This window comes from Martinezella multihospitum, assembly GCF_900094585.1.
In the GTDB taxonomy this organism is placed as follows: domain Bacteria; phylum Pseudomonadota; class Alphaproteobacteria; order Rhizobiales; family Rhizobiaceae; genus Rhizobium; species Rhizobium multihospitium.
In genome coordinates, this window is the sequence record NZ_FMAG01000003.1 from 659,340 (window position 1) to 685,542 (window position 26,203).

Annotated in this window: 28 protein-coding genes; 19 read left to right on the forward strand and 9 right to left on the reverse strand. The window is 60.2% G+C overall.

Going from position 1 to position 26,203, the window contains the following annotated elements:
- The first annotated feature begins 94 nt into the window (after positions 1 to 94).
- The 5 genes from GA0061103_RS14825 (at position 95) to GA0061103_RS14845 (ending at position 7,221) form a co-directional block, all read left to right on the forward strand.
- Positions 95 to 1,945, forward strand: coding sequence for a potassium/proton antiporter (locus GA0061103_RS14825; RefSeq protein ID WP_092712328.1), 1,851 nt, complete (start codon positions 95 to 97; stop codon positions 1,943 to 1,945).
- 71 nt (positions 1,946 to 2,016) lie between these two features.
- Positions 2,017 to 3,219: a phosphoglycerate kinase gene (locus GA0061103_RS14830; RefSeq protein ID WP_092712330.1), complete on the forward strand. Its 1,203-nt coding sequence runs from the start codon at positions 2,017 to 2,019 to the stop codon at positions 3,217 to 3,219.
- Between the two features lie 213 nt (positions 3,220 to 3,432).
- A complete protein-coding gene (locus GA0061103_RS14835; protein ID WP_092712332.1) occupies positions 3,433 to 4,458 on the forward strand; it encodes a class I fructose-bisphosphate aldolase in 1,026 nt (341 codons plus the stop codon).
- 516 nt (positions 4,459 to 4,974) lie between these two features.
- On the forward strand, positions 4,975 to 6,159 hold the full coding sequence (locus GA0061103_RS14840; RefSeq protein WP_245304753.1) for a serine hydrolase domain-containing protein: 1,185 nt from the start codon (positions 4,975 to 4,977) through the stop codon (positions 6,157 to 6,159).
- 144 nt (positions 6,160 to 6,303) lie between these two features.
- Positions 6,304 to 7,221 (forward strand): PhzF family phenazine biosynthesis protein, encoded by a 918-nt coding sequence (locus GA0061103_RS14845; RefSeq protein WP_092712336.1) that lies wholly within the window; start codon positions 6,304 to 6,306, stop codon positions 7,219 to 7,221.
- A gap of 48 nt (positions 7,222 to 7,269) precedes the next feature.
- On the opposite strand, the gene GA0061103_RS35040 is transcribed toward GA0061103_RS14845, so the two are convergent.
- Positions 7,270 to 7,431 (reverse strand): hypothetical protein, encoded by a 162-nt coding sequence (locus GA0061103_RS35040; RefSeq protein ID WP_092712338.1) that lies wholly within the window; start codon positions 7,429 to 7,431, stop codon positions 7,270 to 7,272.
- Between the two features lie 227 nt (positions 7,432 to 7,658).
- Here GA0061103_RS35040 and GA0061103_RS14855 point away from each other — a divergent pair, with 227 nt between their 5' ends.
- The 4 genes from GA0061103_RS14855 (at position 7,659) to GA0061103_RS14870 (ending at position 12,267) form a co-directional block, all read left to right on the forward strand.
- Positions 7,659 to 8,933, forward strand: a complete 1,275-nt coding sequence (locus GA0061103_RS14855; RefSeq protein WP_092712340.1) for an MFS transporter — start codon at positions 7,659 to 7,661, stop codon at positions 8,931 to 8,933.
- Between the two features lie 29 nt (positions 8,934 to 8,962).
- Complete coding sequence (locus GA0061103_RS14860) at positions 8,963 to 9,154, forward strand: DUF1192 domain-containing protein (RefSeq protein ID WP_092712342.1); 192 nt, start codon at positions 8,963 to 8,965, stop codon at positions 9,152 to 9,154.
- A 384-nt stretch (positions 9,155 to 9,538) separates the two neighbouring features.
- Entirely contained in the window at positions 9,539 to 10,054 is a 516-nt protein-coding gene (gene rcdA / locus GA0061103_RS14865; protein WP_069611865.1) for a protease adaptor protein RcdA, read from the forward strand.
- 275 nt (positions 10,055 to 10,329) lie between these two features.
- The gene (locus tag GA0061103_RS14870) at positions 10,330 to 12,267 is read left to right on the forward strand and encodes an elongation factor G (RefSeq protein ID WP_092712344.1); all 1,938 of its coding nucleotides are present in this window, start codon (positions 10,330 to 10,332) and stop codon (positions 12,265 to 12,267) included.
- Between the two features lie 74 nt (positions 12,268 to 12,341).
- Here GA0061103_RS14870 and rpmE read toward each other — a convergent pair whose 3' ends face one another.
- Positions 12,342 to 12,563: a 50S ribosomal protein L31 gene (gene rpmE, locus GA0061103_RS14875; RefSeq protein WP_034503571.1), complete on the reverse strand. Its 222-nt coding sequence runs from the start codon at positions 12,561 to 12,563 to the stop codon at positions 12,342 to 12,344.
- A gap of 175 nt (positions 12,564 to 12,738) precedes the next feature.
- Here rpmE and GA0061103_RS14880 point away from each other — a divergent pair, with 175 nt between their 5' ends.
- The 4 genes from GA0061103_RS14880 to GA0061103_RS14895 all read left to right on the forward strand — a co-directional run bounded on the left by GA0061103_RS14880 (position 12,739) and on the right by GA0061103_RS14895 (position 16,699).
- Positions 12,739 to 14,559: an ABC transporter transmembrane domain-containing protein gene (locus GA0061103_RS14880; RefSeq protein ID WP_425349507.1), complete on the forward strand. Its 1,821-nt coding sequence runs from the start codon at positions 12,739 to 12,741 to the stop codon at positions 14,557 to 14,559.
- Between the two features lie 108 nt (positions 14,560 to 14,667).
- Complete coding sequence (locus GA0061103_RS14885; protein WP_068400257.1) at positions 14,668 to 14,856, forward strand: YegP family protein; 189 nt, start codon at positions 14,668 to 14,670, stop codon at positions 14,854 to 14,856.
- A gap of 251 nt (positions 14,857 to 15,107) precedes the next feature.
- Positions 15,108 to 15,446 carry a YciI family protein gene (locus GA0061103_RS14890; protein ID WP_092712348.1) on the forward strand — a complete coding sequence of 113 codons (339 nt, stop codon included), beginning with the start codon at positions 15,108 to 15,110 and terminating at the stop codon, positions 15,444 to 15,446.
- A 5-nt stretch (positions 15,447 to 15,451) separates the two neighbouring features.
- The gene (locus GA0061103_RS14895; RefSeq protein ID WP_092712350.1) at positions 15,452 to 16,699 is read left to right on the forward strand and encodes an RNA polymerase sigma factor; all 1,248 of its coding nucleotides are present in this window, start codon (positions 15,452 to 15,454) and stop codon (positions 16,697 to 16,699) included.
- A gap of 4 nt (positions 16,700 to 16,703) precedes the next feature.
- Here the strand turns inward: GA0061103_RS14895 and GA0061103_RS14900 are convergent, their stop codons facing one another.
- From GA0061103_RS14900 to GA0061103_RS14920, 5 genes are all read right to left on the reverse strand, one after another.
- A complete protein-coding gene (locus GA0061103_RS14900) occupies positions 16,704 to 17,735 on the reverse strand; it encodes a peptidoglycan -binding protein (RefSeq protein ID WP_092712351.1) in 1,032 nt (343 codons plus the stop codon).
- 3 nt (positions 17,736 to 17,738) lie between these two features.
- On the reverse strand, positions 17,739 to 18,782 hold the full coding sequence (locus GA0061103_RS14905; protein WP_092712353.1) for a flagellar motor protein MotA: 1,044 nt from the start codon (positions 18,780 to 18,782) through the stop codon (positions 17,739 to 17,741).
- Positions 18,783 to 18,917: 135 nt separating this feature from the next.
- Positions 18,918 to 19,718, reverse strand: a complete 801-nt coding sequence (locus tag GA0061103_RS14910; protein ID WP_092712355.1) for an inositol monophosphatase family protein — start codon at positions 19,716 to 19,718, stop codon at positions 18,918 to 18,920.
- Between the two features lie 190 nt (positions 19,719 to 19,908).
- Positions 19,909 to 21,129 carry a tetratricopeptide repeat protein gene (locus GA0061103_RS14915; RefSeq protein ID WP_092712357.1) on the reverse strand — a complete coding sequence of 407 codons (1,221 nt, stop codon included), beginning with the start codon at positions 21,127 to 21,129 and terminating at the stop codon, positions 19,909 to 19,911.
- Between the two features lie 9 nt (positions 21,130 to 21,138).
- Positions 21,139 to 21,792, reverse strand: coding sequence for a thiamine phosphate synthase (locus GA0061103_RS14920; protein WP_092712820.1), 654 nt, complete (start codon positions 21,790 to 21,792; stop codon positions 21,139 to 21,141).
- A gap of 223 nt (positions 21,793 to 22,015) precedes the next feature.
- On the opposite strand from GA0061103_RS14920, the gene GA0061103_RS14925 reads away from it, so the two are divergent.
- Positions 22,016 to 22,276, forward strand: a complete 261-nt coding sequence (locus GA0061103_RS14925; protein ID WP_015341040.1) for an ArsR/SmtB family transcription factor — start codon at positions 22,016 to 22,018, stop codon at positions 22,274 to 22,276.
- Between the two features lie 87 nt (positions 22,277 to 22,363).
- On the opposite strand, the gene GA0061103_RS14930 is transcribed toward GA0061103_RS14925, so the two are convergent.
- Positions 22,364 to 22,750, reverse strand: coding sequence for an NUDIX hydrolase (locus GA0061103_RS14930; RefSeq protein WP_092712359.1), 387 nt, complete (start codon positions 22,748 to 22,750; stop codon positions 22,364 to 22,366).
- A gap of 256 nt (positions 22,751 to 23,006) precedes the next feature.
- Positions 23,007 to 23,180, reverse strand: coding sequence for a YdcH family protein (locus GA0061103_RS14935; protein ID WP_047629072.1), 174 nt, complete (start codon positions 23,178 to 23,180; stop codon positions 23,007 to 23,009).
- A 231-nt stretch (positions 23,181 to 23,411) separates the two neighbouring features.
- Here GA0061103_RS14935 and GA0061103_RS14940 point away from each other — a divergent pair, with 231 nt between their 5' ends.
- The 5 genes from GA0061103_RS14940 to GA0061103_RS14960 all read left to right on the forward strand — a co-directional run bounded on the left by GA0061103_RS14940 (position 23,412) and on the right by GA0061103_RS14960 (position 26,181).
- A complete protein-coding gene (locus tag GA0061103_RS14940) occupies positions 23,412 to 23,615 on the forward strand; it encodes a YdcH family protein (RefSeq protein ID WP_075851912.1) in 204 nt (67 codons plus the stop codon).
- Between the two features lie 19 nt (positions 23,616 to 23,634).
- Positions 23,635 to 24,129 (forward strand): 5-(carboxyamino)imidazole ribonucleotide mutase, encoded by a 495-nt coding sequence (gene purE, locus GA0061103_RS14945; RefSeq protein ID WP_092712822.1) that lies wholly within the window; start codon positions 23,635 to 23,637, stop codon positions 24,127 to 24,129.
- Positions 24,126 to 25,184: a 5-(carboxyamino)imidazole ribonucleotide synthase gene (locus GA0061103_RS14950; protein ID WP_092712361.1), complete on the forward strand. Its 1,059-nt coding sequence runs from the start codon at positions 24,126 to 24,128 to the stop codon at positions 25,182 to 25,184. Before purE ends, GA0061103_RS14950 begins: the two co-directional genes overlap by 4 nt.
- 151 nt (positions 25,185 to 25,335) lie before the next feature.
- On the forward strand, positions 25,336 to 25,461 hold the full coding sequence (gene ykgO, locus GA0061103_RS14955; RefSeq protein WP_003582204.1) for a type B 50S ribosomal protein L36: 126 nt from the start codon (positions 25,336 to 25,338) through the stop codon (positions 25,459 to 25,461).
- 90 nt (positions 25,462 to 25,551) lie between these two features.
- Positions 25,552 to 26,181, forward strand: a complete 630-nt coding sequence (locus GA0061103_RS14960) for a tetratricopeptide repeat protein (RefSeq protein ID WP_092712362.1) — start codon at positions 25,552 to 25,554, stop codon at positions 26,179 to 26,181.
- The last annotated feature ends 22 nt before the right edge of the window (positions 26,182 to 26,203 follow it).

The window sequence follows — 26,203 nt, forward strand, 5'->3', positions numbered from 1 at the left end:
GGCCGGCAGGACTGCATGATGGGATGACGAAGGGATTTCCGCATTCCGGGCTTTTTGGCCCCAGCAGCGGCGCACGGAAAAAGGGGAAGAAAAGGTGGAGGCATTTTACGTCATCGTGCTGATCAGCACGGTTCTCATTCTCATTGCGGCTTTCTCCAGCCTTCTTGCTTTCCGCTTCGGCGCACCCCTGCTGCTGCTCTTCCTCATGATCGGCCTTGCCGCTGGCACGGACGGGCTCGGCATTGAATTCTCCAACAATTATCTCGCCTACATTCTCGGCTCCCTGGCGCTAGCCATCATCCTCTTCGATTCCGGCTATGGCACGCCGATCCAGGCCTTCAAGCTTGCTGCAGCACCCGCGCTGACCATCGCTTCCGTCGGCGTCATCGTAACGGCCGCATTGTTCGGCCTCGCCGCCACCTGGCTGCTCGGCTTCACCTGGCTGCAGGGCCTGCTGCTCGGCTCCATCGTCGCCTCGACGGATGCGGCCGCCGTCTTCTTCCTGCTGCGCATCGGCGGCATCAATATCCGCGACAAGGTGCGTTCGACGCTGGAAGTCGAATCCGGCACCAATGACCCGATGGCGATCTTCCTGACCCTCGCCCTGGTCGAGCTATTGGCAAGTGGTGAAGGCTATGCCGGCATCAACCTTGCCATGCTTGCGACCTTCGTCCAGCAGATGGGACTGGGTGTCATCCTCGGCCTGCTCGGCGGCATGATGATCGTCCTCATCGTCAGCCGCCTGGAAACGGATCGCGGCCTGACGCCTATCTTCGTGCTGGCGCTGGCACTCCTCGTCTTCTCGTTTACCGGCGCCGTCGGCGGCAGCGGCTTCCTGGCCGTCTATGTCGCAGGCATCTATGCCGGCAACCGCAAGCTGCCCGCATCCGCCTCGATCAAGCGTTTCCAGGACGGCATGACCTGGCTGGCGCAGATCATCATGTTCCTCGTGCTCGGCCTGCTTGCGACCCCATCGGAATTTCCGGCGATCGCCATTCCCGCCGTCGCGCTGGCACTGTTCCTGATCTTCATTGCACGACCGATCGCCGTGTGGCTCTGCGTCCTGCCTTTCGACTATACGCAGCGGGAGACCGGCTTCGTCGCCTGGGTCGGCCTGCGCGGCGCGGTCTCCATTCTTCTGGCGATCATGCCGATCCTCGGCGGCCTGCAGGCCGGCCAAACCTATTTCAACGTCGCCTTCATCGTCGTGCTGGTCTCGCTGCTCGTTCAGGGCTGGACCATCAAGCCGATGGCGCGCCGCCTGGGCCTCATCGTTCCCCCGCGCATGGGAGCGATCGACAAGGTCGAAGTCGACCTGCCGGGCACCGTCAACCACGAACTCCTCTCCTATCGCGTTGTGAAAGACAGCCCGGTTCTGCGTGGCGAACGCATCCCGCGCTGGGCGACACCATCGCTCATCGTTCGCGATGGTAAATCCATGCGCTATCAATATGCCGGCCGCTTGCGCGAAAACGATATCGTCTATCTTTTCGTCTCCCCCAATTATTCGCGCTTGCTCGACCGCCTTTTCGCCAGCCGCGCGCCGGTTGATCCCGAGGACGCCGAATTCTTCGGCGCCTTCTCGATCTCGCCGCTGCGCCCCGCCGCCGATCTCGATGCCGCCTATGGGCCTGGCCTGCTGACCGAACAGGAAAAGGGCCTCACCATCGCCGAGCTCATGCGCCATCGCCTTGGCGGCAAGGCCGATTATGCCGACCGCGTTCGCTTGGGCGAGATCATCCTCATCGTCCGCGATCTCGACGAGAACGACCATATCCAATCTGTCGGAATGTCGCTGGAGGCCGTGGAACCGCCTGTCATCATGCCGATCTTCATCAATCTCCATGATATTTTGAAGAGCATCCATGCCTATCTTCAGAAGCGTCGCGAGCGCGCGCATGAAGCTGTTTCGGACGATTCAAGTACAGGCAAAAACGACGTCTGAACGCCTTGCGTCTCCGATCATCCGTAGTATGGTCGGCGCGATTTTCGCCACCAACAACATTGGACCCTCCCATGGCAACCTTCAAAACTCTCGACGATCTCACCGACATCTCCGGCAAGCGCGTGCTCGTGCGTGTCGACCTCAATGTGCCGGTCAAGGATGGCAAGGTCACCGATGCGACCCGCATCGAGCGTGTCGCCCCGACGATTCTCGAATTGTCCGAAAAGGGCGCCAAGGTCATTCTGCTTGCCCATTTCGGCCGCCCGAAGGACGGCCCTTCCCCGGACCTCTCCCTCGGCCTCATCGTGCCGGCCGTCGAGGAAGTTCTGGACCACGCGGTTCTCTTCGCCTCCGATTGCATCGGCGCTCCGGCCGCCGACGCCGTTGCCAAGATGAACAACGGCGATATCCTGCTGCTGGAAAACACCCGCTTCCACAAGGAAGAGGAAAAGAACGACGCGGCCTTCACCAAGGCGCTCGCCGCCAATGGCGATATCTACGTCAACGACGCCTTCTCGGCCGCCCATCGCGCCCATTCCTCGACCGAGGGCCTTGCCCACCTGCTGCCGGCCTATGCAGGCCGCACGATGCAGGCCGAGCTTGAAGCTTTGGAAAAGGGCCTCGGCAATCCGGTCCGCCCGGTCGTTGCCATCGTCGGCGGCGCCAAGGTCTCCACCAAGATCGATCTCCTGACCAACCTGGTGAAGAAGGTCGACGCGCTTGTCATCGGCGGCGGCATGGCCAACACCTTCCTCGCCGCCCGCGGCACCAATGTCGGCAAATCGCTCTGCGAGCATGACCTTGCGGATACCGCCAAGCAGATCATGATCGAAGCCGCCACAGCCGGTTGCGCGATCGTGCTGCCTGAGGACGGCGTCGTCGCCCGCGAATTCAAGGCCGGTGCCGACAACGAAGTCGTCGCGATCGAAGCGATCCCCGCCGATGCCATGGTGCTCGATGTCGGCCCGAAGTCGGTCGAAGCGATCAACGGCTGGATCGGCCGTGCCACGACGCTGGTCTGGAACGGCCCGCTCGGCGCTTTCGAAATCGCGCCTTTCGACGCCGCGACCGTCGCAGTCGCCAAATATGCCGCCGAATGCACCAAGACCGGCAAGCTGACCTCGGTTGCCGGCGGCGGCGACACGGTTTCAGCGCTCAACCATACCGGCGTTGCCGACGACTTCACCTATGTCTCGACGGCTGGCGGCGCATTCCTCGAATGGATGGAAGGCAAGGTCCTGCCGGGTGTCGCAGTTCTGCAGGCCAGCAAGTAATCAAGCCTTATCGCCATGAATGATACGGGCCGCGAAAGCTAAAGCTTTCGCGGCTTTTCCATGAGTGCTAGGATTACATGAAAGACTTTCAAACGGTTGAAATCATTTCAATCGTTTCAATTAGTTAGCCTGCCATTTCCCTCCTTCTACACTTCTGTTATCGCCGATCTATATTGTTCTTGTCGCCGAATGAAATCGCCTTGGAGAAACAAAATGAGCGAACGAATTGAAGACATTGCCGTAAAGATGGTTGCTGGTGGCAAGGGCCTCCTGGCGGCGGACGAATCCACCGCCACGATCAAGAAGCGCTTCGACGCCATCTCTCTCGTGTCAACGGAAGAGAGCCGCCGCGACTATCGCGAAATGCTCTTCCGCTCCGACGACGCAATGAAGAAGTACATCTCCGGCGTCATCCTCTATGAGGAAACCCTCTTCCAGAAGGCCGCGGACGGCACTCCCTTCGTCGATATCATCAAGGCTGCCGACAGCATTCCCGGCATCAAGGTCGATGTCGGCGCCAAGCCGCTCGCCGGCTTCCCCGGCGAAACCGTCACCGAAGGCCTCGACGGCCTCGCCGACCGCCTGGCCAAATATTATGACGCCGGTGCCCGCTTCGCCAAGTGGCGCGGCGTGATCGCCGTTTCCGATACGCTGCCTACCTATGGCGCCATCAAGGCCAACGCCCACGCACTCGCCCGTTATGCCGCCCTTTGCCAGCAGGCCAAGATCGTTCCGATCGTCGAGCCGGAAGTGCTGATGGATGGCGAACCCGGCACGCAGAGCCTCGACCGCAGCGAGGAAGTCACCCGCTGGACGCTGCAGATCGTCTTCCAGGAACTCGCAGAAGCCCGCATCAAGCTCGAAGGCATGATCCTGAAGCCGAGCATGGTCATCGACGGCAAAAAGGTCCGCAAGGCCTCGGTCGAGCAGGTCGCCGAGCGCACCGTCAAGGTACTGAAGGAAACCGTCCCGTCAGCCGTTCCCGGCATCGCCTTCCTCTCCGGCGGCCAGTCCACCGAAGAAGCGACCGCCCATCTCTCCGCGATCAACTCCGGCTATGACCTGCCCTGGAAGGTGACCTTCTCCTACGGCCGCGCTCTGCAGGACAGCGCGCTGAAGGCATGGGGCGGCAAGCCGGAAAACGTCGCCGCCGGCCAGCGCGCCTTCACCCATCGCGCCGAGATGAACTATCTCGCCGCCAAGGGCAGCTGGACGAAGGATCGCGAGCAGGCCGCCTGATATCAGCTGGAGCAATTCCAGGAAAAGCGCACTGCAATTTTCCGTCCGGAATTGCGTGGAAACAAGAGGATGGAGCAGTTCAATGACTCCGTGAAAAGCTGAGCTGCTCGAGTATTCGAATGAACGAAAAGCCCTGGTCGCGATGTGACCAGGGCTTTTTGCTTTTGGACAATAGAGTAGTTCCAGGAAAAATGCGCGGCGGCTTCTCGTCCGGAATGCGTAAATAAACAAGAAGATAGAGCGTTTTCGCGATTCGAAGAAAAGCGGAAATGCTCTAGCCAGCCGAGCATTCAGAACAGAGCAAGTCACATCTGTCACAATGACAAGAATAGGTTTGCTGTGATATCGGAAAACAAGCCATGTCAAATGGATGTTACGAAAACACGGCACTAGGTTGTCCCACTTATAATAAAAGGGGCTAAATAGAGGGGTTGCCATATGCTTGCTTGGCGCAGTTTTGTTGCTGTTCTATCTGTAGTCTTAGTTGCTCAAACAGACATTGCTCGCGCCCAACAGTTGCAGACGGCCGTTCCCGTCTTTTCCTCAACCGGACCGGACGCAGAGGCTTACGGTGAGAAGCTCGGCTACCCCGTCGGTCTGCCGCTGAGCGAACAACGCAACATGATCGGCAACTTCAGTCACGCCGATAAGCTTGCGCCAACTCATACGATCGCCGCCGCCGAGCATCCGCTACCGCTCTTGCGCGCCCCATCCGAGATTTCGGTCAAGTTCACCTTCGGCACTGAAACCGGCTCCTTGTCGAAATATCTCGACACCAATCCCACCACGGGCCTGCTGATTGCCCACAACGACACGATCCTGTTCGAACATTACCAATATGGCCGCACCGACCGCGACCACCTTGTCTCGCAATCCATGGCGAAAACCTTGACCGGCATGATGATCGGGATCGCGATTTCCGAGGGCGCCATCCATTCGATCGACGATACGGTTGAGACCTATGTGCCGGAGCTGAAGGGCACAGAGATGGGCGTCACGCCGATCCGCGCATTGCTGCATATGGCCTCCGGCATTGCCTTCACCGAGAACTTCGGCAATCCCGACGATAACGTTCGGCTCAGCAATTCATTGCTCGGCCCTGAAAAGCTCGACCCCATTATGGCCATATCGCGGTTCAACAAGCGGGTCGCACCTCCCGATACGGTCTGGCACTATAGCAATCTTGATACCGAAGGGCTGAGCCTGGTCCTGACCCATGCCACACATATGAGCATGTCGGACTATCTCCAGTCCCGGATATGGCAGCCGATGGGGGCGGAAGCCAGCGCGAACTGGCAGGTCGACAGCACCGGCCAGGAGGTCGGCTACTGCTGCTTCAGCGCGACACTCCGCGATTATGCCCGCTTTGGCCTGCTGCTCGCGCATGACGGTGCCTTGAACGGCCGGCAGATCATACCCCGCCAATGGCTGCTCGATGCGACGCAGCCGGTCAAGCAGGGCTCGTTTCTTGCGGTCAATCACGAAACGAACCCCTGGGGCTACGGCTATCAAACCTGGCTGATGCCCGGTCCGCGCCGAACGTTTTTCCTGGACGGCAAAGCCGGCCAGCGCATCCTGGTCGATCCAACAACACATCTGGTCCTCGTACACACTGCGGTACGTGCGAAGCCCGGCGATGTCGGCAGTGCCGAGCTCGTCGAACTTTGGTCCGGCGTGCTCAAGCAGTTCCAGAGCAATTGAAGCGATCACCATGAAGGCCGCAAACTCGCAAGGCGGGGGGTAAAGGTCGCCGGTAAACTTGTCAGGGGCACAAGTTCCAGCTTTCATGCCTGGTCAAGCAACGGCTAAATCCTGGTAGTTCCATCAAAGCTGCCGGGAGCCACCATGAACGCCGTCGCCTACGTCACCGTTGACGTCTTCACATCCGAACGCTTCGTCGGCAATCCCCTGGCTGTCATCCCTGATGCCCGCGGTCTCAGCAGCGACGCCATGCAGAAGATTGCAACTGAATTCTGCTATTCGGAAACGACCTTCGTGTTGCCGCCAGAGAATCCCAGCCATACGGCGCGCGTCCGCATCTTCACGCCCACGGCCGAAATCCCCTTTGCCGGTCATCCCAATGTCGGCACCGCTTTCGTTCTCGGCCAGCAGCAAGCGATCTTCGGAAAACCGACAGGCGACAGGCTGATCTTCGAAGAGGAAGCCGGGCTCGTGGAGGTCACTTTGTTGCGCGACGGTGGCGGCGTCTCCGGCGCAAGCATCCGCGCACCGGGCAGGCTTACGATCGGCGAGACCATTGCCGACGAACTGATTGCCGCTTGCGTGCAGATCGATCCGCGATCGATCCGCCACACAACCCATGTGCCGACCTTCGCATCCGTCGGCCTGCCCTTCGCCTTTGCCGAGCTGGACAGCCTCGAAACGCTTGGCAAGGCGTGGCCGAATGCGGCCATTTTCAGCGAGGCGGCAGCCCGGCACAAGGAAGACAAGACCGGCTTCTCACTTTTCCTCTACGTCCGCTCGACGGAAAATCCCTGGCATATCCGCGCCCGCATGTTTGCCCCGCTCGACAATGTGACGGAAGACCCGGCGACAGGCAGCGCCTCCGCCGCGATCAGCGCCTATCTGACTTCCCTGCTGCCGGCGCAGGATGCGGGGGTAAAGATCACCATCGAACAGGGCGTGGAGATGGGAAGACGCAGCCTTATCGGCGTTGATGTCAGGAAATCTGCCGGCACGGTAAACGAAGTCTTGCTGTCGGGCAGCAGCGTCTCCGTCATGCGCGGAGAGATCCAACTTTAGGCATCCGCGTGTGGCGGCGCTGAAGCCCTGAATCCAGCCTGAAATGCGCTAAAACGCCTCGTTGATGACAAGCGCCACGGTCCAGATGGCGAAGGCGAAGATGGCGATCTTCCAGAAATCGGCCCTGCGCTTCAGGCCCGGCAGCCCCAAAGGCTTGATGATATGCACCGCCATGGCGAGCAGGAGCAGCAGCGCTATGGCTTTTGTCACGCTATTTTTCCCCGTTTATGCAAGAGTGAGGGCAGCCGCGACCAAAAACCGCTGCACGGCTTTCGCGATCATGCTCTAATCGTCATAGGACGGACATTTTTCCGCGCCAACAGACTGTTTCTACAGGCCGATAGCGGCAATCCGGGACACAATCAATAGCGAAAACAGGCAGGGCGGGATCCTGTCTTATCGGCTCCCAAAAATGGAGCCGCATGAAGGTGGGGAGCATGAAAAGAAACATATTGCCGGTACTCGCTCTGCTGTTCGGCACGCTGTTCCTGTTTACGGGCAACGGCCTGCACAGCCTGCTGCTGCCAGTACGCGGCACGGCGGAAGGCTATGCGACGACAACGCTCGGCCTGCTCGGCACCACCTGGGCGACCGGATTCGTGCTCGGCTGCCTGACCGCGCCGAAGCTCGTCAGACGCATCGGCCATGTCCGGGCCTTTTCAGGCTTCATCTCCGTCATCGCCATCATCGCGCTTTTGACAGGCATCATCGTCGATGCGACCTGGTGGGTGGTGCTGCGTGCCGTGACCGGCTTCTGCACCGCCGGCACCTCGATGATTATCGAGAGCTGGCTCAACGAACGTGCCACCAACGAAAGCCGCGGCGCGATCTTCTCGCTCTATATCGGCATCACCCTCATCGGCGCCGTCGCCGGCCAGATGATGGTGCCTTTCGCCGACATTCACACGCCCATCCTCTTCATGATGTGCGGCATCTGCTATTGCGTCGCCATGCTGCCGACCACGCTGTCGACCGCCGCCTCCCCACAGCCGCTAAAGGCGGTCAGCCTCGATCTGAAGGCGCTCTACCGCAATTCGCCGGTCGCCTCGATCGGCATCCTGCTCGTCGGCATCGCTAACGGCGCATACGGCACGCTCGGCGCCGTCTTTGGCGCCAATGCCGGCCTTTCCGAGAGCGATATCGCGCTGATGATGAGCTTGACCATCTTTGCCGGCGCCGTCATGCAGCTGCCGGCCGGCCGCCTGTCCGATCGCATCGACCGCCGCTACGTGCTAGCCGGCATGGCCGCGATCGCAGCGATCGATGGCATTCTGCTTTTTCTTTTGAAGCCCGGCAGCCCCGTCTTCCTCATCGGCATGGTCGTCGTCTATGGCGCCGTCGCCAACACGCTCTATCCGATCGCCGTCGCCCATGCCAATGACTTCGCCGCGCCGGAGGATTTCGTCAAGGTGTCGGGCGGCCTGCTGCTGCTCTACGGTATCGGCACGATCATCGGCCCGACGCTGAGCGGCCCGGTCATGTCCTCCATCGGCCCCTACTCGCTGTTCTTCGTCACCGCCATCGCCCATGTGCTGATTACGTCCTATTCGATCTTCCGCAGCCGCCGCCGCGCCGCCAAGCCGGCAGGCGATCGCGATTCCTATACGACCATGCCGTCGGCCAATGCGCAGATGATCACGCCGGAGAGCATGGCGCTTGCGCGAAGCGAGACTTCAAAAAAGGACGATATAACTGTAAATTACGGCACCTGATCCCTCGACAAGGGAAAGGAGGAGCCGAAATGAGCATTTTCGACGATGATCGTCCCAAGCAGCCATCTGCCCACGAGATCGGCAGCGATCTGTCGCTGCTATCCGTGGACGAGCTGAAAAGCCGCGTAGCACTGCTCCAGGGCGAGATCGCCCGGCTGGAAGAGGAAATCGCCACCAAGGCCTCCGGCCGAAAGGCGGCGGATAGTCTTTTCCGCTTCTGAAGCGCTGTTCCAAGGTGCTTGGCCGCAGCACAAAATCTGTGCGGTGCAGTCCAGGATTAAGGCATGCTCAACCGAATATTAAGCTTTACGACATATTACTATGACCATCCAGATTCGCTCTGGACTCAGACAGTTCCTCCACTTGGCGAATTGGTCTGATTTTTCTCCCTGTTTTACCTTGAGAGCCGCTTTTGCGGCTCTTCTTTTTTGTCCTGTATCGCGGACCTCGCCGAAACTGTGGAGATTAACCCTTTCTTAAGAATCGCCTTGCGAATTTCAGTTAAAACAACCATCTTAAAGTCATAAAAGCGGATGCCGAAAGCTCTTAGGGACTTGACCGGCTTTTCCTGAACAAAAGTGTTGCGTGAAGCAGGGATTTATTCGATGTCGGAACTTGGGTTGAACACGATCAGCTTTGCTGGCCACGCCGCATCGTCGGCGCAGTTCAGGGCACTGTATTCTGAAGGCATGTCGCTGGTCGAGGAAACTGCCGGTTATCTTGATGGTCAGGGCCGCGCCGCTTCCAAGGTTCTGCCGCGCATGGCCTCCGTACTCTACGCCGCCGAATCCATGCGGCTGACCACCCGCCTCATGCAGATGGCCTCCTGGTTGCTGCTGCAGCGCGCCGTCAACAACGGCGAAATGTCGCGCGATCAGGTATTGGCCGAAAAGAACAAGGTTCGCCTCGACGGCTTCAACGTCGACCGCACAGCACCAGGCTGGAATGACCTGCCGGAATCCTTCCGTGATCTCGTCGAGCGTTCGCTGCGCCTGCAGAACCGCGTCGCCATTCTCGATCGCGAAATCTACCGTCCGACGGAAGCTGCCATCGTTCCGGACAACCAGAACAGCGTCAAGGCGCAGCTGACCCTGCTGCAGACCGCATTTGGCGGCAACTGAGCTTTAGACAATCCGCAATGAATTTGAACCGGCCGCGCCTGACGTGGCCGGTTTTGTTTTGAGCAATCGTCCAGCCCTCAGAAAAGCCATGTGCAGAGTTAGGCCTGAAGTTGAAGCCGGGCAAAACTTGACGAATTCCGCGAAACCTCTGTAAAAAAGAGTGCCTGTCTCTCTCAAGGGATGGGCAAGCCGATATCGAATGTGCGTGGAGGACCCAATGCGCCGACTCACTTCTCACGAAAATCAAATCCGAAATTCTGAGAAGATGATGAACCATGCGCACATTGAATCTGGGCATTCTCGCCCATGTAGACGCGGGCAAGACTAGCCTTACGGAACGGCTCCTTTTTGATACCGGCATAATCGACAGGCTCGGCAGCGTCGACGCCGGCAACACGCAGACCGATAGTCTCGAACTCGAAAGACAACGCGGCATCACCATCGCCGCGGCGGTGGTTTCCTTTACCATCGGCGGTGTGACGGTGAACCTCATCGACACGCCGGGCCATCCGGACTTCATTGCCGAGATCGAACGGGTGCTGCAGCTGCTCGATGCGGCCGTGGTCGTCGTCTCGGCAGTCGAGGGCGTGCAATCGCAGACCCGCGTGCTTGTCAGGGCTTTGCGACGCCTCGCCATACCCTTCCTATTCTTCATCAACAAGGTCGATCGCCTCGGCGCACGCTATGATGAGGTGCTTGCGGATATTGCGACCCAGCTGGCAGTCCGCACTATTGCAATGTCAGATATCAGCGACGCCGGCAGCCGACTCGCTAGCGTGGAAGCTGCCGATATCGGGAGCGATCCCCACTTCTCGCGCCTGTGCGAAGCACTTTCAATCAACGACGAGGCTTTGCTGGAAGATTACGTTCTGGCTTCCGAGCGCCTGACACGGCAAAGGTTGGAGCAAGCCTTAGCCGATCAGGTAGCGAAGTCCTCGATCCATCCGGCATTTGCCGGTGCGGCGACGCGGGGTCTCGGGATCTCTGCCCTGATGTCGGCAATCGAAACCCTGCTGCCGAGCCGGCAACCGAACCATGACGGTCCGGTTGCCGGGACGATCTTCAAGATCGAACGCGGCTGGGGCGGCGAGAAGCTCGCCTATCTCTATCTGGCATCGGGCACGATCAACCTTCGAGATGACATCGAAACTCGCCACGGCCCGGCAAAGATCGGCAGTCTTCAACTTTTCAGGGACGGCAGGGCGGACAAGGTGGCGCAGGTCCACGCGGGGCAGATCGTCAAGGTCGCCGGCCTCTCGAATGTCCGTATCGGCGATTGGATCGGCATCGAAAGCCCACCCGGTACGCTCCGCCACTTCGCGCCACCCACCCTGGAAACCCGCATCCGCCCGATGCGCCTTTCGGAAAATGCAGCTCTCTGGCTGGCTCTGGGTCAACTCACAGAGCAGGATCCGCTCATCAACCTGCGCACCAATGAGGAAACGGGCGACATATATGTCTCGCTCTACGGCGAGGTGCAGAAGGAGGTCATTCAGGCAACCCTCTTAAGTGAGTTCGGCCTCGACATCGCCTTCGAGGAAAGCACCGTCATCTATGTCGAGAGGCTAGCTGGAACGGGAAGCGCGGTCGAGCTGATATTCAAGGAGCCCAATCCGTTTCTCGCAACGGTCGGCTTGCGCGTCGAGCCGCGGCCGGAAGGCGCCGGCAACAGCTTTGCCCTGGAGGTGGATGTCGGCCAGATGCCTGCAAGCTTTTACCGGGCGGTCGAGGAAGCCACGTTCGAAACGCTCAGGGAAGGTCTTTTCGGCTGGCAGATTATCGACTGCCATGTTGCCATGACGGTGGCGCGGCAAAGTTCGCCGGCGAGCACGGCGGTCGATTTCCGCAAGCTGACGCCGCTGGTGCTCGCATCCGCGCTTTCATCCGCGCAGACGATCCTATGCGAGCCCATCGAGCATTTTCACGTCGAGATACCGGCAACGGCATTGGCTGGCGTGCACAGCCTGCTCGCGAAATCCGGCGCATCGATGAGAAAATCGCTGATCGATGATGGATTGGCCCGGCTGGAAGGCACGGTGGCATCATCGATGATCCAGACCATCCAAAGGCAATTGCCGGGATTGTCGGGTGGAGCGGGGATCCTGGATCACGCCTTCGATCACTATGCGCCGCTATCGGGTCCGCACCATGTACGGGAGCGCGCAGCAGCAAATCCGTTCGACCGTGCCGATTACCTGCGGCGCATCCGATGAGGTGCCGCACACTGTATCAATGCAAAAAAGCCCGGCCAAGCCGGGCTCTTTTCAAACAGCAAATCGCGGAGCGATTAGATGCCGAGACCGCCGAAGCGCTTGTTGAACTTCGAAACGCGGCCGGCACGGTCCATCATCTGCTGGTTGCCGCCGGTCCAGGCCGGATGGGACTTGGAGTCGATTTCGAGGTTCATGACAGCGCCTTCGGAACCCCAGGTCGAGCGGGTTTCGTATTCGGTGCCGTCGGTCATGACCACCTTGATGGTGTGGTAGTCGGGATGGATGTTGGCCTTCATAACAATCTTCCTGTCATGCCAGGGTCCATTTGTCGCAAGCCATTGCGGCAACCGAACCGATTGAATAAATGAAGCCGCAGTCCGTTAAAGGCCACGGCTTCCAATTAAGATGGCGTGCCTATACATGAAGGCAGCGGCGATAACAAGGGGCGAAAACGTCAAGCCCCTTGCTGATATGGGGATTGGAGACGACTTGTCAGAGACTGGCCAGGCTGAGGAAAAGAAAAACCGTTCGATCCGCCCTCTCGGACGACTGACGCCATACCTCAGACGATATCGGGGCATGGTGGCCGGGGCAATCATATCGCTCGTCATCGCTGCCGTTACCTCGCTTGCTCTGCCGGTCGCCGTCCGCCGCATGATCGATCACGGCTTCGATCAGGCCGACCGCGGTCTGATCGACAGCTATTTCGTGGCGATCATGATCATGGCCCTGCTGCTCGCGGCAGCGAGCGCGCTGCGCTATTACTTCGTCATCTCCATCGGCGAGCGCATCGTCTCTGACATGCGCCGCGAGGTCTTCGACCACGTGACGCGCCTGTCGCCCTCCTTCTTCGATGTCAACCAGTCGGGCGAGATCGTCTCGCGGCTGACGGCCGATACGACACAGATCAAGTCCGCGGTCGGCGCCACGGCCTCCGTCGCACTGCGCAACCTCATCCTCTGTCTCGGCGCCGTGATCATGATGATCGTCACCAGCCCGAAACTCTCGAGCATCGTCCTGATCGCAATCCCGATCATTGTCCTGCCGCTGGTCAGTTTCGGCCGTTCGGTGCGCAAGCGCTCGCGCGCCGCACAGGAGACGCTGGCGCAGGCATCGGCCTATGCCAACGAGACCATCGCGGCCAACCGCACCATTCAAGCCTATAACGGCGAGGACGCTGCGGCGCAGCGCTATGGCAGTGCCGTCGAGGATGCCTATCAGGCGGCGCGCGCGGCGATCAAATCCCGTTCGCTGCTGACGGGCTTCGCCATTGCCATGGTCTTCGGCAGCATCGTCGCGGTTCTCTGGGTCGGTGCGCAGAACGTGCTTGCCGGCACAATGTCGGCCGGCACGCTCGGCCAGTTCCTGCTCTATTCGGTCATTGCCGGCTCGTCGCTGGGATCGCTGTCTGAAGTCTGGGGCGAGCTGTCGCAGGCTGCCGGTGCTGCCGACCGCCTGGGCGAGCTGCTTGCCGAAGTCTCACCCATCGCCGCCCCCGCCAATCCCCTGCCCTTGCCGCAGCCGGCGCAGGGCCGCGTGGAATTCTCCGATGTTCACTTCTTTTACCCGTCGCGACCAAACAGATCGGCGCTGCATGGGCTCACCTTCTCCGTGAAGCCGGGGGAGACGGTCGCGATCGTCGGCGCGTCGGGTGCCGGCAAGAGCACCATCTTTTCGCTGCTGCTCCGCTTCTACGATCCGCAGAAGGGCCGCGTCGCCCTGGATGGCGTCGATGCGCGCGACGTCCTGCCGGATGCGCTGCGCGAGCGCATCGCCATCGTTCCTCAGGACACCACGATCTTTGCCGCCTCCATCCATGACAACATCGCCTTCGGTCGCCCTGGCGCCTCGCGCGACGACGTGCGCGCCGCTGCCATCGCCGCACAGGCGGACGAATTCATTTCCCGCCTGGAAAAGGGCTACGACACCGAGGTCGGCGAGCGCGGCGTCACCCTTTCCGGTGGCCAGCGTCAGCGCGTCGCCATTGCCCGCGCCATCCTGAAGAACGCACCGGTCCTGCTGCTCGACGAAGCAACCTCCGCGCTCGATGCCGAAAGCGAGACCCTTGTTCAGAAGGCTCTGGAGGGTTTGATGGAGGCGCGCACGACGCTCGTCATCGCCCATCGCCTGGCGACCGTGCTCAAGGCCGACCGCATTCTGGTGCTGGATCAGGGCCGCATCGTCGAGGAAGGCACGCATCAGAGCCTGATCCGCCACGGCGGTATCTATGCGAAGCTCGCCCGCCTGCAATTCGATGCCGGCATCGAGGAACATATGCTCATCGCGAAATAGCGATAACCGGGCAAATCGTGCCAAATACAACCTTGTGGAAATAGTTTCAAAGTTGAGCTAGATTTTCAGCGTTATCCCGCGCTGACGCGATTCTAGGAGACGAGAACCATGTATAAATTTGAAGTCTACAAGGACAAGGCCGGCGAGTTTCGCTTCCGCTTCAAGGCCTCGAACGGCGAAACCATGTTCGGTTCGGAAGGCTATAAGGCGAAGGCCTCGGCCCTGCATGCCATCGAGTCGATCAAGGCTCACGTCGGCGGTGCCGTCATCGACGACCAGACCATCGCCACCGCATAATCCTTCGCGTCACGTATTTGCTGTAAAGCCACTCACGGCCGGCTGCCCATCGGGCACGCCGGCCGTTTTGGTTTTTCAGCTACGCGCTTCAAAAAATCTTTCCGCCAGTGTCGAATTCACGCGGGCTCGCGGTTCATTATGTCGAAGCGGCAGGAAGCCGTTTTGCCAGCGGTGTTGTATATTCCGGAATTCAGCTTTCCGGGGTTACGCCGTCCGGCCGTCGTCAAAACTGCAAATGGGAGACTTATCTCATGCAATATGCTTTGATCATTCGTGAATCAGCCGAGGATTTTGGCCGTCGCTCCGATCCGACCTATAAGAACGGTTGGATTGCCTACACCCAGGCGCTGATCCAGGCCGGCATCATGACGGGAGGCGCGGGATTGACTGCGCCGGAGACCGCAACGGTCGTCCGTCGCCAGGGCGAGGACCACGAGGTAAAGGACGGCCCCTTCCCTGACGGTAAGGAGCAGCTTGGTGGCTTCTACCTGATCGAGGTGCCGGATCTCGATGCCGCGCTGGAATGGGCGCTGCGCATTCCGATCTCCCAGCAAGGCTCGGTCGAGATACGGCCGCGATTGCAGATGTAGCCATCATGGCATCGGATGCCCGACGCGCTGCCGAGCAAGCGGCGCGTCAATCCTACGGCAAGCTGATTGCTTTTCTCGCCGCGCGCTTCCGCGACGTGCCGGCGGCCGAGGATGCTTTGTCCGATGCGATCGCGGCAGCGCTGAGTACCTGGCCGGAACGCGGAATCCCCGACAATCCAGAAGCCTGGCTGCTGGTTGCGGCCAGGCGTAACCTCCTTCGCCGGGTGCGGCACGAGAACGTAAGGGCCGGAGCGCGCGACAGAATCATGATGGCCTTCGAAGAAGCGGAGGAACGCATGAATGCCGACAATTCCACCTTTCCGGATGAGCGCTTGAAGCTCCTCTTCGTCTGCGCCCATCCGGCTTTGGATCGCTCGTCTCACACACCGCTGATGCTGCAGTCCGTGCTGGCCGTCGATGCCGCAACCATAGCCAAGGCCTTCCTCGTTTCGCCGCAAGCCATGAGCCAGCGGCTGGTGCGGGCAAAAATCAAGATCCGCGACGCACATATTCCGTTTATCGTTCCCGAGCGGTCCGTGTTGCCGGACCGACTGGAGAGCGTGCTCTCGGCGATCTATGCCGCCTATGGCCTCGGCTGGGACGGGGTCGACGGAGAGATCGGCAAGCAAGGATCCCTAGCAGACGAGGCCATCTGGCTCGGCCGCACGCTGCTTGCGACATTGCCCCAAGAGCCGGAGGCGGCGGGCTTGTTGTCGCTGATGCTTTACAGCCAATCCCGTCGTGAAGCGCGGCGCGACGCGAATGGACGATATGTCCCTCTCGACCAACAGGAAATGGCCCTTTGGGATGCCGAAATGATCGCGGAAGCCGACAATCTGTTGCGAAAGGCTGGTGCATTCGGTCGTTTCGGTCCGTTCCAGTGTCAGGCTGCGATCCAGTCCGTGCATGCCGGCCGGCGACGCTCCGGCATGACCGACTGGGCCGCTCTCGCCAAGCTCTATGAAGCGCTTGTGATCATGAAGCCGACGGCCGGCGCACGCGTCAGCCACGCCGCGGTGATGGGCAAAGTGGAAGGTCCTGCTGCGGGGTTGGCTCTCCTTGACCGGATGGCCGGGCGCGAAATCGTCAACTATCAGCCTTATTGGGCTGTGCTCGCTCATCTGCTGACCGAGACCGGCGATATGGAAAACGCCTCCCACGCATATCGGACCGCGATCGGCCTCAGTGACAGCGAAGCCGTGCGGCAATTCCTGCAGGCACGCCTCGATAGTATCGCATCGCCGGAGCGATGACCGATTATTTTTCCGTCAGCTTCAATTCGATGCGGCGATTGGTGGCGCGGGCATCCGGCGTATCGCCGGGTGCGATCGGCTGGAATTCGCCGAAGCCGGCGGCAACAAGCCTGTCGGCGGGGACGCCCTGCGAGATCAGGAACTTGACGACGGCGATGGCGCGCGCAGATGACAACGCCCAGTTATCCGGATAACGGCCATTACCCGAAAGCGGCACATTGTCGGTGTGGCCGTCGACGCGCAGCACCCAGTTGATCTCGGGCGGAATTTCCTTGGCAAGATCGATCAGAGCTGCCGCGAGCTTCGTCATCTCCGCCTGACCGGCCGGATTGAGATCGGCAGCGCCAGACGGGAACAGCACTTCGGACTGGAATACGAAGCGGTCGCCAACGATGCGGATATTGTCGCGGTCCGAGAGGATCTCGCGCAATCGACCGAAGAAGTCGGAACGATAGCGGTTGAGTTCCTGTACGCGCTGCGCCAGCGCCACATTCAGCCGCCGACCGAGATCGGCGATCTTGACCTGTGAGGACTGATCCTTGGCTTCCGATGCCTGCAGTGCGGCCTCCACAGCGGCGATCTGGCTGCGCAAGGCAGCAATCTGCTGGTTGAGGAGATCAACCTGGCTCATCGCCCGCGCACTCACCTGCTTCTGCTCGTCGAGTTCCTGCGAAAGCGAGCCGGCACGCTGCTCTGCGGCCTGGCTGCTGCCGGAGCCCGCTGCGAGCAGGGCCTGCAGCCGCGAGCGCTCGCTTTCCGCCGACGACAGCGACGCCTGCAGATTGGCGACGGCATCTTCGAGATCCTGCTTGCCGCTCTTTTCCAGAGCCAGCTGCTGCACCAGATCGTTGATGCGGCTGTTCAAGCGATTGAGCACCTCGTCACGCCCGGAAATCTCACGGCTGAGAATGAACTGGCCGACGACGAATACCGTCAGCAGGAACATGATGGCCATCAGCAGCGTGGACAACGCGTCGACGAAGCCGGGCCAGTAGTCGACGCTTCTCTGGTGGCGTCGGTTGCGGGCGAGCGCCATGGCTTACTTGCTCCCGGTCTTCTCGGTATGGCTGATCCGGTCTGCGAGGCGATCGAGCGTGCGACGCATCGATTTGGCCTCTTCCTGCTGCGCCTCGATCCAGTCGCGCAGCATCTGCTGCTCGTTGCGCATGTTCTTGACCAGGCCCTGAATGCCTTCGGCAAGGTTTGCCATGGCGGTCACCGACCGCTGGCCGCCGCCCTCGTCAGCGATCTTGCGCAGATAGTCAGACAGCGCCCGCACATCTTCCGAGGAAGCACCGGCCGCGCTTTCGATGACAGGCGTCAGGTCGGAACCAACATCGGTGACGGAAGAAAGCCAGTTTTCAAGCTCGGTATAGAAGCGGTTCTGCGCACGGCCCGCCTGCAGGTCGAGGAAGCCGAGGATCAGCGAGCCGGAAAGACCGAGCAGCGAGGAGGAGAAGGCCGTGCCCATGCCGACCAGTGGACCGGAGAGTCCACTCTTCAGGGCGCTCAGAATATCGCCGGTGTCGCCGGTGCCGGCATCGAGGCCCTGGATGACGTCGTTGATCGAGCCGATCGTGCCGATCAGGCCCCAGAAGGTGCCGAGAAGGCCGAGAAAGACGAGAAGCCCGATGAGATAGCGCGAGGTATCGCGTGATTCGTCGAGACGCGTGGCGATCGAATCGAGGATCGAGCGTAGCGTCGCCGTGGAAAGCTGCATCGCACGGCGGTTGCCGAGCAGCGCGCGCATCGGCGCGAGAAGCCGCGGATTGCGGCCCACCTTGTCCGCGTTGCCAACAGCGCGGAAATGATTGAACCAGCGAACCTCCGGCCTCAGCATCAGCACATGGTTGAAGACCAGGAGGATGCCGACGACCAGAACGCCGACGATCAGGCCGTTGAGGCCGGGATTGTGCAGGAATGCGACCTGCGCCTGGCGGAAAAGAATCGCCACGATGAAGCCAACGATGACCAGGAAAAGCACCATCGTCCAGAAGAAAGCCATCGGGCTTGAAAGCTTGTAAGCGTAATTTCCCGATACGTTGTCGGTCGATCCGAGATCCGACAGATTCACATTTTCCATCACACGCTCCGACACCGCATCTTCCGCAGGCGGAGACTAGAGCAACATTGTGCCGAATTGAAGAGACGGAAAGCACAAAACAGTCCGTTGGCAACAGACTGTTTTGTCATTCGAAAAAGCGAACGGAGGAATGGCTTACTTCGTCGGGATCGGTCGCTTAACCACTTCGGCGAGTGCTTTCTGGATATGCTCGTTGCCGCAGATGATCGAATTGGTGCCGAGCATGTCCGTGCCGCCATGGAAATCCGAGACGAAACCGCCGGCTTCGCGGATCAAGAGAATGCCGGCTGCGATGTCCCAGGGAGACAGGCCGGTTTCCCAGAAGCCGTCGAAGCGGCCGGCAGCAACATAGGCGAGATCGAGCGATGCAGAGCCGAGGCGGCGGACACCGGCGACTTCGCCCATGACATGGCGCAGCTCGACGAGGAACTTGCCGTGATTGCCGCGGCCGAGATGCGGAACGCCGCAGCCGATGACGCTGTCCGACAGCACGCGGCGCGAGGCGACGCGCAGTCGGCGATCGTTGAGGAATGCGCCGCCGCCACGTTCGGTCGTATAGAGTTCGTCGGTCGCCGGATTGAAGATGACGCCGGCGACGATCTCGTCGTTGCGCTCAAGCGCGATCGAGACGGAAAACAGCGGAATGCCGTGCAGGAAGTTGGTGGTGCCGTCGAGCGGATCGACGATCCAGCGATGAGCGCCATCCGTGCCCTTGACCTCTTCGCCTTCCTCGCCGAGGAAACCGTAGGTTGGGCGTGCCTTCATCAGCTCGTCACGGATGATCTTCTGTGCCTTCAGATCCGCCTGGCTGACGAAATCGCCCGGTCCCTTCACCGAAACCTGCAGGTTCTGCACTTCGCCGAAATCGCGGCTGAGCGACTTGCCTGCCTTGAGGGCAGCCTGAACCATGACATTGAGAAGAGCAGAACGGGCCATCGGGTTTCCTTGGGTAATGCAGAAAGCGCTGATCGGGCCTGAAAGCAGGCCCCGACGGAGCGGGAGCGTCAGCGGAAATAAAGATTGGCGGCCTCAAGACCATAAAATCGCGGGAATTTCAAGTGGTGAGGCCACGGCAGACGCAAACTGACCTCAGATCAGCTCCACCAGGGTTCAATCCGACACTTTATTATCGCGCGCGCCGATACTTGTTAGCTGCGTCGATGGCCGCCTTCTGCTGATAGTCCTCGATCCCTTGGTAGAAATCCTCGAGCTCGGGGTCTTTCAGGCCGGCACGGCGGGAAATGACATACCAGGTAGCGGCAGCCACCGGGTCCTGCTTCGTGCCGATAGCGTTGATATAAAGATGCGCCAGCTTGTTTTGCGCAACGACGTTGCCGCGATAGGCTGCAACCCGCATCCAGTTGAAGCCGTTTTCGAGATCCTGTGCGCCGCCGGTGCCGTTGATCAGCCAGATGCCCATGTCTAGCTGTGCGGTATCGAAGCCTGCATTAGCGGCACGCGACAGCCATTCCCGCGCACGCGCTTTCTTTTCCGGCGGCAGGTCGGGAAGGTTGAGATAGAGCTGCGACACGGCGTACTGCGCGTCGGCGATGCCCTGCTCGGCGGATTTCTCATAATAGGGAAGCGCCATCTGCAGGCCCTTGGGACCTGGATTTTCGGCCGTCAGCATCTGGGCTACGTTGAATTCCGCCGAAGGCTGACCGGCATCGGCCGCCTTCTTCATCCAGTCGTCGGCCTTCTTCTGGTCACGGGGCACATCGCGCCCTTCTATCAGGATCAGCGCGTATTTGAACATCGCCGTGGGGTCACCGCCCTCGGCCGCCTTGCCGTACCAGAAGGCGGCATCCTTCGTATCGCGCTTGACCCCCAGCCCCTGCGTCATCAGCTCGGCAATCAGGGTCTGCGCAGCCGGATCGCCAAGCTGCGCCCGCGGCAATGCCTTCTGAAAAGCGGTCAGGTAATAGCCACGCTGGAAGGCGCCATAGGCATCGTCCACCTTGCCGGTAAAGGGCTTTTCCGGCGGCAAGGCGGGCAAGTTCGCGCCCATGCGCTCGAAAACGCCAACCCCCTGGGATGGCTTGATGTCGCTATCGGCTTTCGGCTCCGCGCCCGGCTGGATCTTTTCGGTCTTGAAGGTGCCGACATCGGCCCCCAGAGGCCGCGTCATGAGATTGTCGTTGTGCTGCGGCGCATCCGGCACGATCGAGTCATCATCGGATTGCACGCTGTTGTCCGGTCGTGCGCCCTTGTCCGCCGGCTGCGAAACACCCGGCAGCGATGTATCGCCATTGCCCGATTGGGCTGCAGCCAGCAACGGGAATGCCGCGAGCCCGGCTGCAAGCACGGCAAGGAAGGATCGATGGCGGAATCGAGGCGCTGACGACATGAATCGCTATCAATCCTCAAACCGTGGCGCTTTTTCGTCCAGAAGCGCATTCACTTCCGCAACGACCGAAGGGGCTGCCGCAGGGTCGGCAAAAACCGCCTGATGCAGCGCGACGAACTCGGCACCCGTCAGGGCTACCTCGAGTGCCGACTTCGGATCGGTGCCACCCATGACGATGCAGGGAATTTCGATCATCGAGGCCCACCATTCGCCAAGCGCCAGGTTCTTCGGATGCGCCTCCGGCTTGATGTCTCCATCGAGCTTGCCGAAGAATATATAGTCCGGCCTGAGCTCGCCGATCTCCAGCGCGCTATGCCTGTCGGCCGCGCTGCCGCCGCCGACGATCAGCTTCGGCACGAATTTTTCGACGGCTTCGGTAAGCTCGGTGATATTGCCGGCAATATGGAGCCCGTCAGCCTTGGCACGGCCCGCGACGCGGCTGTCGCCGGCAATGAGCGCTGCCGCACCTGCGGCCTGAATGACCGGCACCAGCTTTTCCGCATGTTTCTGGAAGGTGCTGTCATCGAGACCGTACTGGGGAATGATCACCGAGGCGACGTCTCCGCCCCTCAAGGCATCGGCCACCGCCTTCGTCCGCTGCTCGATATCGGCAATGTCGGGAACGATGAGAACGAGGCGGCAACGATCTTCGGGCACGGTCATGCGAGCTTCCATGGTTTCGGCTTCCATCGTCAGCGATGGCGCACCGTTTCGATAATCGTGAGTAAATCCGTTAGCTCTCTCTGACAAGGGGCAGCGACCGAAACCGGCAATTCGCAGCAGAGGACACTCACGACGCGAACCTTCGCAGGCGACCATTCTCACAATATATCATGCAGCGCACAATTAACTTGCCGCTCCTTGGTCTTTGACGTAGCTTTCCGCCATGTCGACCATGGACCCTTTCGCAGCCATCGCGGACCCGAACCGGCGTCATCTGCTGGAGGAATTGCGCCGCGCACCCAAGACGGTCAACGAACTGGCGCAGGGCCTGCCGATCAGCCGCCCGGCCGTCTCGCAGCATCTCAAGGCCCTGCTCGACAGCAACCTCGTTTCCGTGACAAATGAAGGCACGAAACGCATATATGCGGTCAACAGCCGCGGCTTCGACAAGCTGAATTTATGGCTGGATCAGTTCTGGTCCTGAAAAGGCCCGTCGCTTTTGCGGCATTTGGCAGCCGGCGGCGGCAATCATGACAGCACGAACAGCGGTTTTGGCCTGCCACCCTTCGAGCTAAGCCGGTGATAGAAACGACATGACTTCTGGATGGGCCAGCGGCGCGACGAAGCTGGCACCGTCCAATGCCACCCATGCCAAATCGGTATGTTCGTCTCCGATCAACCTGGGCAATCCGCCGGACCAGTCCGTGACCTCATATAAATGATAGGTGGTTTCGTAGCGGCTATCTTTGAAGAAACCCAAATAGCGGAAGACGACAGGTGTAACGCCCACCTCCTCGCGGGCTTCTCTGATAAGCGTGGCAACGATAGGCTCATCCGCCTCGACATGGCCGCCAACTAAATCCCAGTGTCCCCGATAATGCTGCTTGTTTGCGGCGCGACGCGCCATCAAAACCCGGCCGCCCTCGATGAATGCCGCCAGCACGATTGTCGTCATCATATCATCTCGGCGCCTCGAATTTCGGCAATTTGCAAGATTTGCCGGAGGACCATAACGAGCCGAGGGTCGTCAGCGACGACATTTGTTGCATAAGATGGGGAAAATTGCGCCAACCCCTACTTTCGACGCTATGACGCTGGCGCATCCGTTTTGACGGAAATGCTCATCGATCCTGGCTGGAAAATTGCCTCAAGACCTTTCGATCTGCCTCTCTTGCCCCCAAGATCGATGGCTTTTGAACTTTGGAAGCGTTGCCTCAGTGAACGGAGGAACGCAGACGCTGGATTTCGTCCTTGACACGCAGTTTCCTGCGTTTGATGTCGGCTATTTCCGTATCATTGCTAGAGGGAGATGACATTGCCAGATGCAGCGCCTCCTCGAGCGCGACATGTTTCTTTTCGAGCGATTCAAGATGAGCTTGAACAGTCATATGACCCTTCCTTCCTCTTTAAGGGCCCTGACCATCCATTCGCCAAGGCCCTAGGTGTCAACCCTCCCACTGTGCCATAATATCCGGCCGTTGTCGAAGGCGAAAACGTGGCCTATAGGCGGCAAATTCGTGATGAAGGATAACTTCCCGTTACCGTCATTTGGTGATAGGAGCTTGCGGGATTCAGGAGGCGGAACGAATACGATTCCGCGATATGCTGGGGAAATGAACATGGCCGATCAGGAACAGGCGGAAATCAGGCTGATCGTGGCGCGGCTGCGCCAGGAACACGAGGATTATGATGCCGCAATCAATGCCATGATCCAGACGGGCTGCGACGCCCTCCGTATCCAGCGCATGAAGAAGAAGAAGCTCGTCATCAAGGACAAGCTGACCAAGCTGGAAGACCAGATCATCCCCGACATCATAGCCTGAGGAGTACAAAGCAACGATGATGACCGAAAGACCGCCTGTCGCCATCATCATGGGAAGCCAGTCCGACTGGGAAACCATGAAGAATGCCGCGGACACCTTGGAAGCGCTTGAAATCACCTATGATGCGCGCATCATTTCCGCTCATCGTACGCCGGACAGGCTGGTGAACTTCGCCAAGAGCGCGAGGGACGAGGGCTTCAAGGTCATCATCGCCGGCGCCGGCGGCGCGGCACACCTGCCGGGCATGGCAGCGTCCATGACGCCGCTGCCGGTCTTCGGCGTGCCGGTGCAATCCCGCGCGCTCTCCGGCCAGGACAGTCTTCTCTCGATCGTGCAGATGCCGGCCGGCATTCCTGTCGGCACGCTTGCGATCGGCAAGGCCGGCGCGGTCAATGCCGCCCTTCTTGCCGCGGCCGTGCTGGCTCTCGGCGACGAAGAGATCGCCGACCGGCTCGACGAATGGCGGGCGCGCCAGAGCGCGGCAGTCGCCGAATATCCGATGGACGACCTATGAACGTGAAGACGATCGGCATCATCGGCGGCGGCCAGCTCGGCCGCATGCTGGCCATGGCGGCTGCACGCCTGAATTTCCGCACCATCATCCTCGAGCCGCAGGCCGATTGCCCGGCCGCCCATGTCGCCAATGCGCAGATCGCGGCCGCCTATGATGATGCGGCCGCGCTTGCCGAGCTGGCGAAGCGCTGCGATGTCGTAACCTATGAATTCGAAAACGTCCCCGTGACCGCCGCTGAGGATCTTGCCTTGCAGGTAACGGTCTATCCGCCGCCCAAGGCGCTTGAAATGGCGCAGGACCGGCTGACCGAAAAGAGCTTCATCAACGGCTGCGGTATTCCGACGGCCCGCTTCCATGCTGTCGACAGCCAGGCCGATCTCGAAAAGGCGCTCGCCGATTTCGGCGATCAAGGCGTGCTGAAGACCCGCCGTCTCGGCTATGACGGCAAGGGCCAGCGCGTCTATCGCTCCACAGCCGACAGCGCCGAGGGCGGCTATGCCGCCTTGGGCAGCGTACCGCTGATTCTCGAAAGCTTCGTATCCTTCGAGCGCGAGATCTCGATCATCGCTGCTCGCGGCAGCGACGGAAAAGTCGCCTGCTACGATCCGGCAGAGAACGTCCATCGCAACGGCATTCTCCACACCTCGACGCTGCCGGCGAGCATTTCGGAAGAGACGGCTGCGGCAGCCCGCGAGGCTGCAGAGAAGATATTGACGGCGCTCGGCTATGTCGGCGTCATCGGCATCGAGTTCTTCGTGCTTGCCGATGGCAGCCTGATCGCCAACGAAATGGCGCCGCGCGTCCACAATTCCGGCCACTGGACGGAAGCGGCCTGCGTCATCTCGCAATTCGAGCAGCATATCCGCGCCGTTGCCGGCCTGCCGCTCGGAAATCCTGATCGTCATTCGGATTGCGTCATGACGAATCTGATCGGCGACGACATCCTGGCACTGCCGGAATGGCTGCGGCTTGACGACACGCTGGTTCATCTTTACGGCAAGACTGAAGCCCGGCCGGGCCGCAAGATGGGCCATGTCACACAGCTTCTCCGCTAAGAGCAGCGGGAAAAAGCCCTGACATGGTTGACAGCGCACGGTCGACAGGGTATTTGCTCCCCACCCTAAAGAGCGCGCCCTGAGCGCGCTTTTGATTGTTAAAGACCCGGGCGAATGTGACATTCCCCCTCAGAGATCGCGGATCAGAAAAATGAAGATCAAGAATTCGCTCAAGTCGCTCAAGGCGCGCCACCGTGACAACCGTCTCGTCCGCCGCAAGGGCCGCATTTACATCATCAACAAGCTGAACCCGCGCTACAAGGCTCGTCAGGGCTGATATAGCGCGTGGCTCGGATCCAGTGGATCGGGCCTCAGTTTTAGTTGATCGCATCAAATTTGTTTTGATCTTCGACATTGGCGGGCTACTATGCCCGCCATGCGCGTTTTTGCTTTGTCATATCTAGCCCTGCCGATTCTGTTTGCTCTGACTGCCTCTGCACCCCATGCGGCGCTGGCTGATGAGCTGAACCCTGTGGAAAAGCAGAATCCTGGCGATTCCTCCGGCACCCTGTCGCCCAGGCAGCAGCTCGACAATCTGTTCACAGCGCTGAAGCGCCAGCGCGATCCCGACCAGGCAAGTTTGATAGCAGATCAGATCAATGCCCAGTTCGCCGATTCCGGCAGCGCTACCATCAATCTCCTGATGCAATGGGCCGACAAGGCCATTCAGGACAAGCGCAATGGCGCCGCGATGGATTATCTCGATCAGGTAATCTCGCTGAAGCCCGACTATGTCGAAGGCTGGAACCGCCGCGCCACGCTCAATTTTGCGATTGGCGACTATCGCAAGTCGATGGAAGACATCAATCAGGTCCTGCGCATCGAGCCGCGCCATTTCGGCGCGCTGGCCGGCATGGCGGCGATCCTGAGCGAAGGCGGCAACGACGCACAGGCTCTCAGGGTCTGGGACCGCTTTCTGGAAGTCTACCCGGCGAATCGATCCGCCCAGGAAGAAGCGAATAAGCTTTCGGAAAAACTTGCCGGCAGCCGCACCTGATTTTATGCCGCAGTCTTCCCCG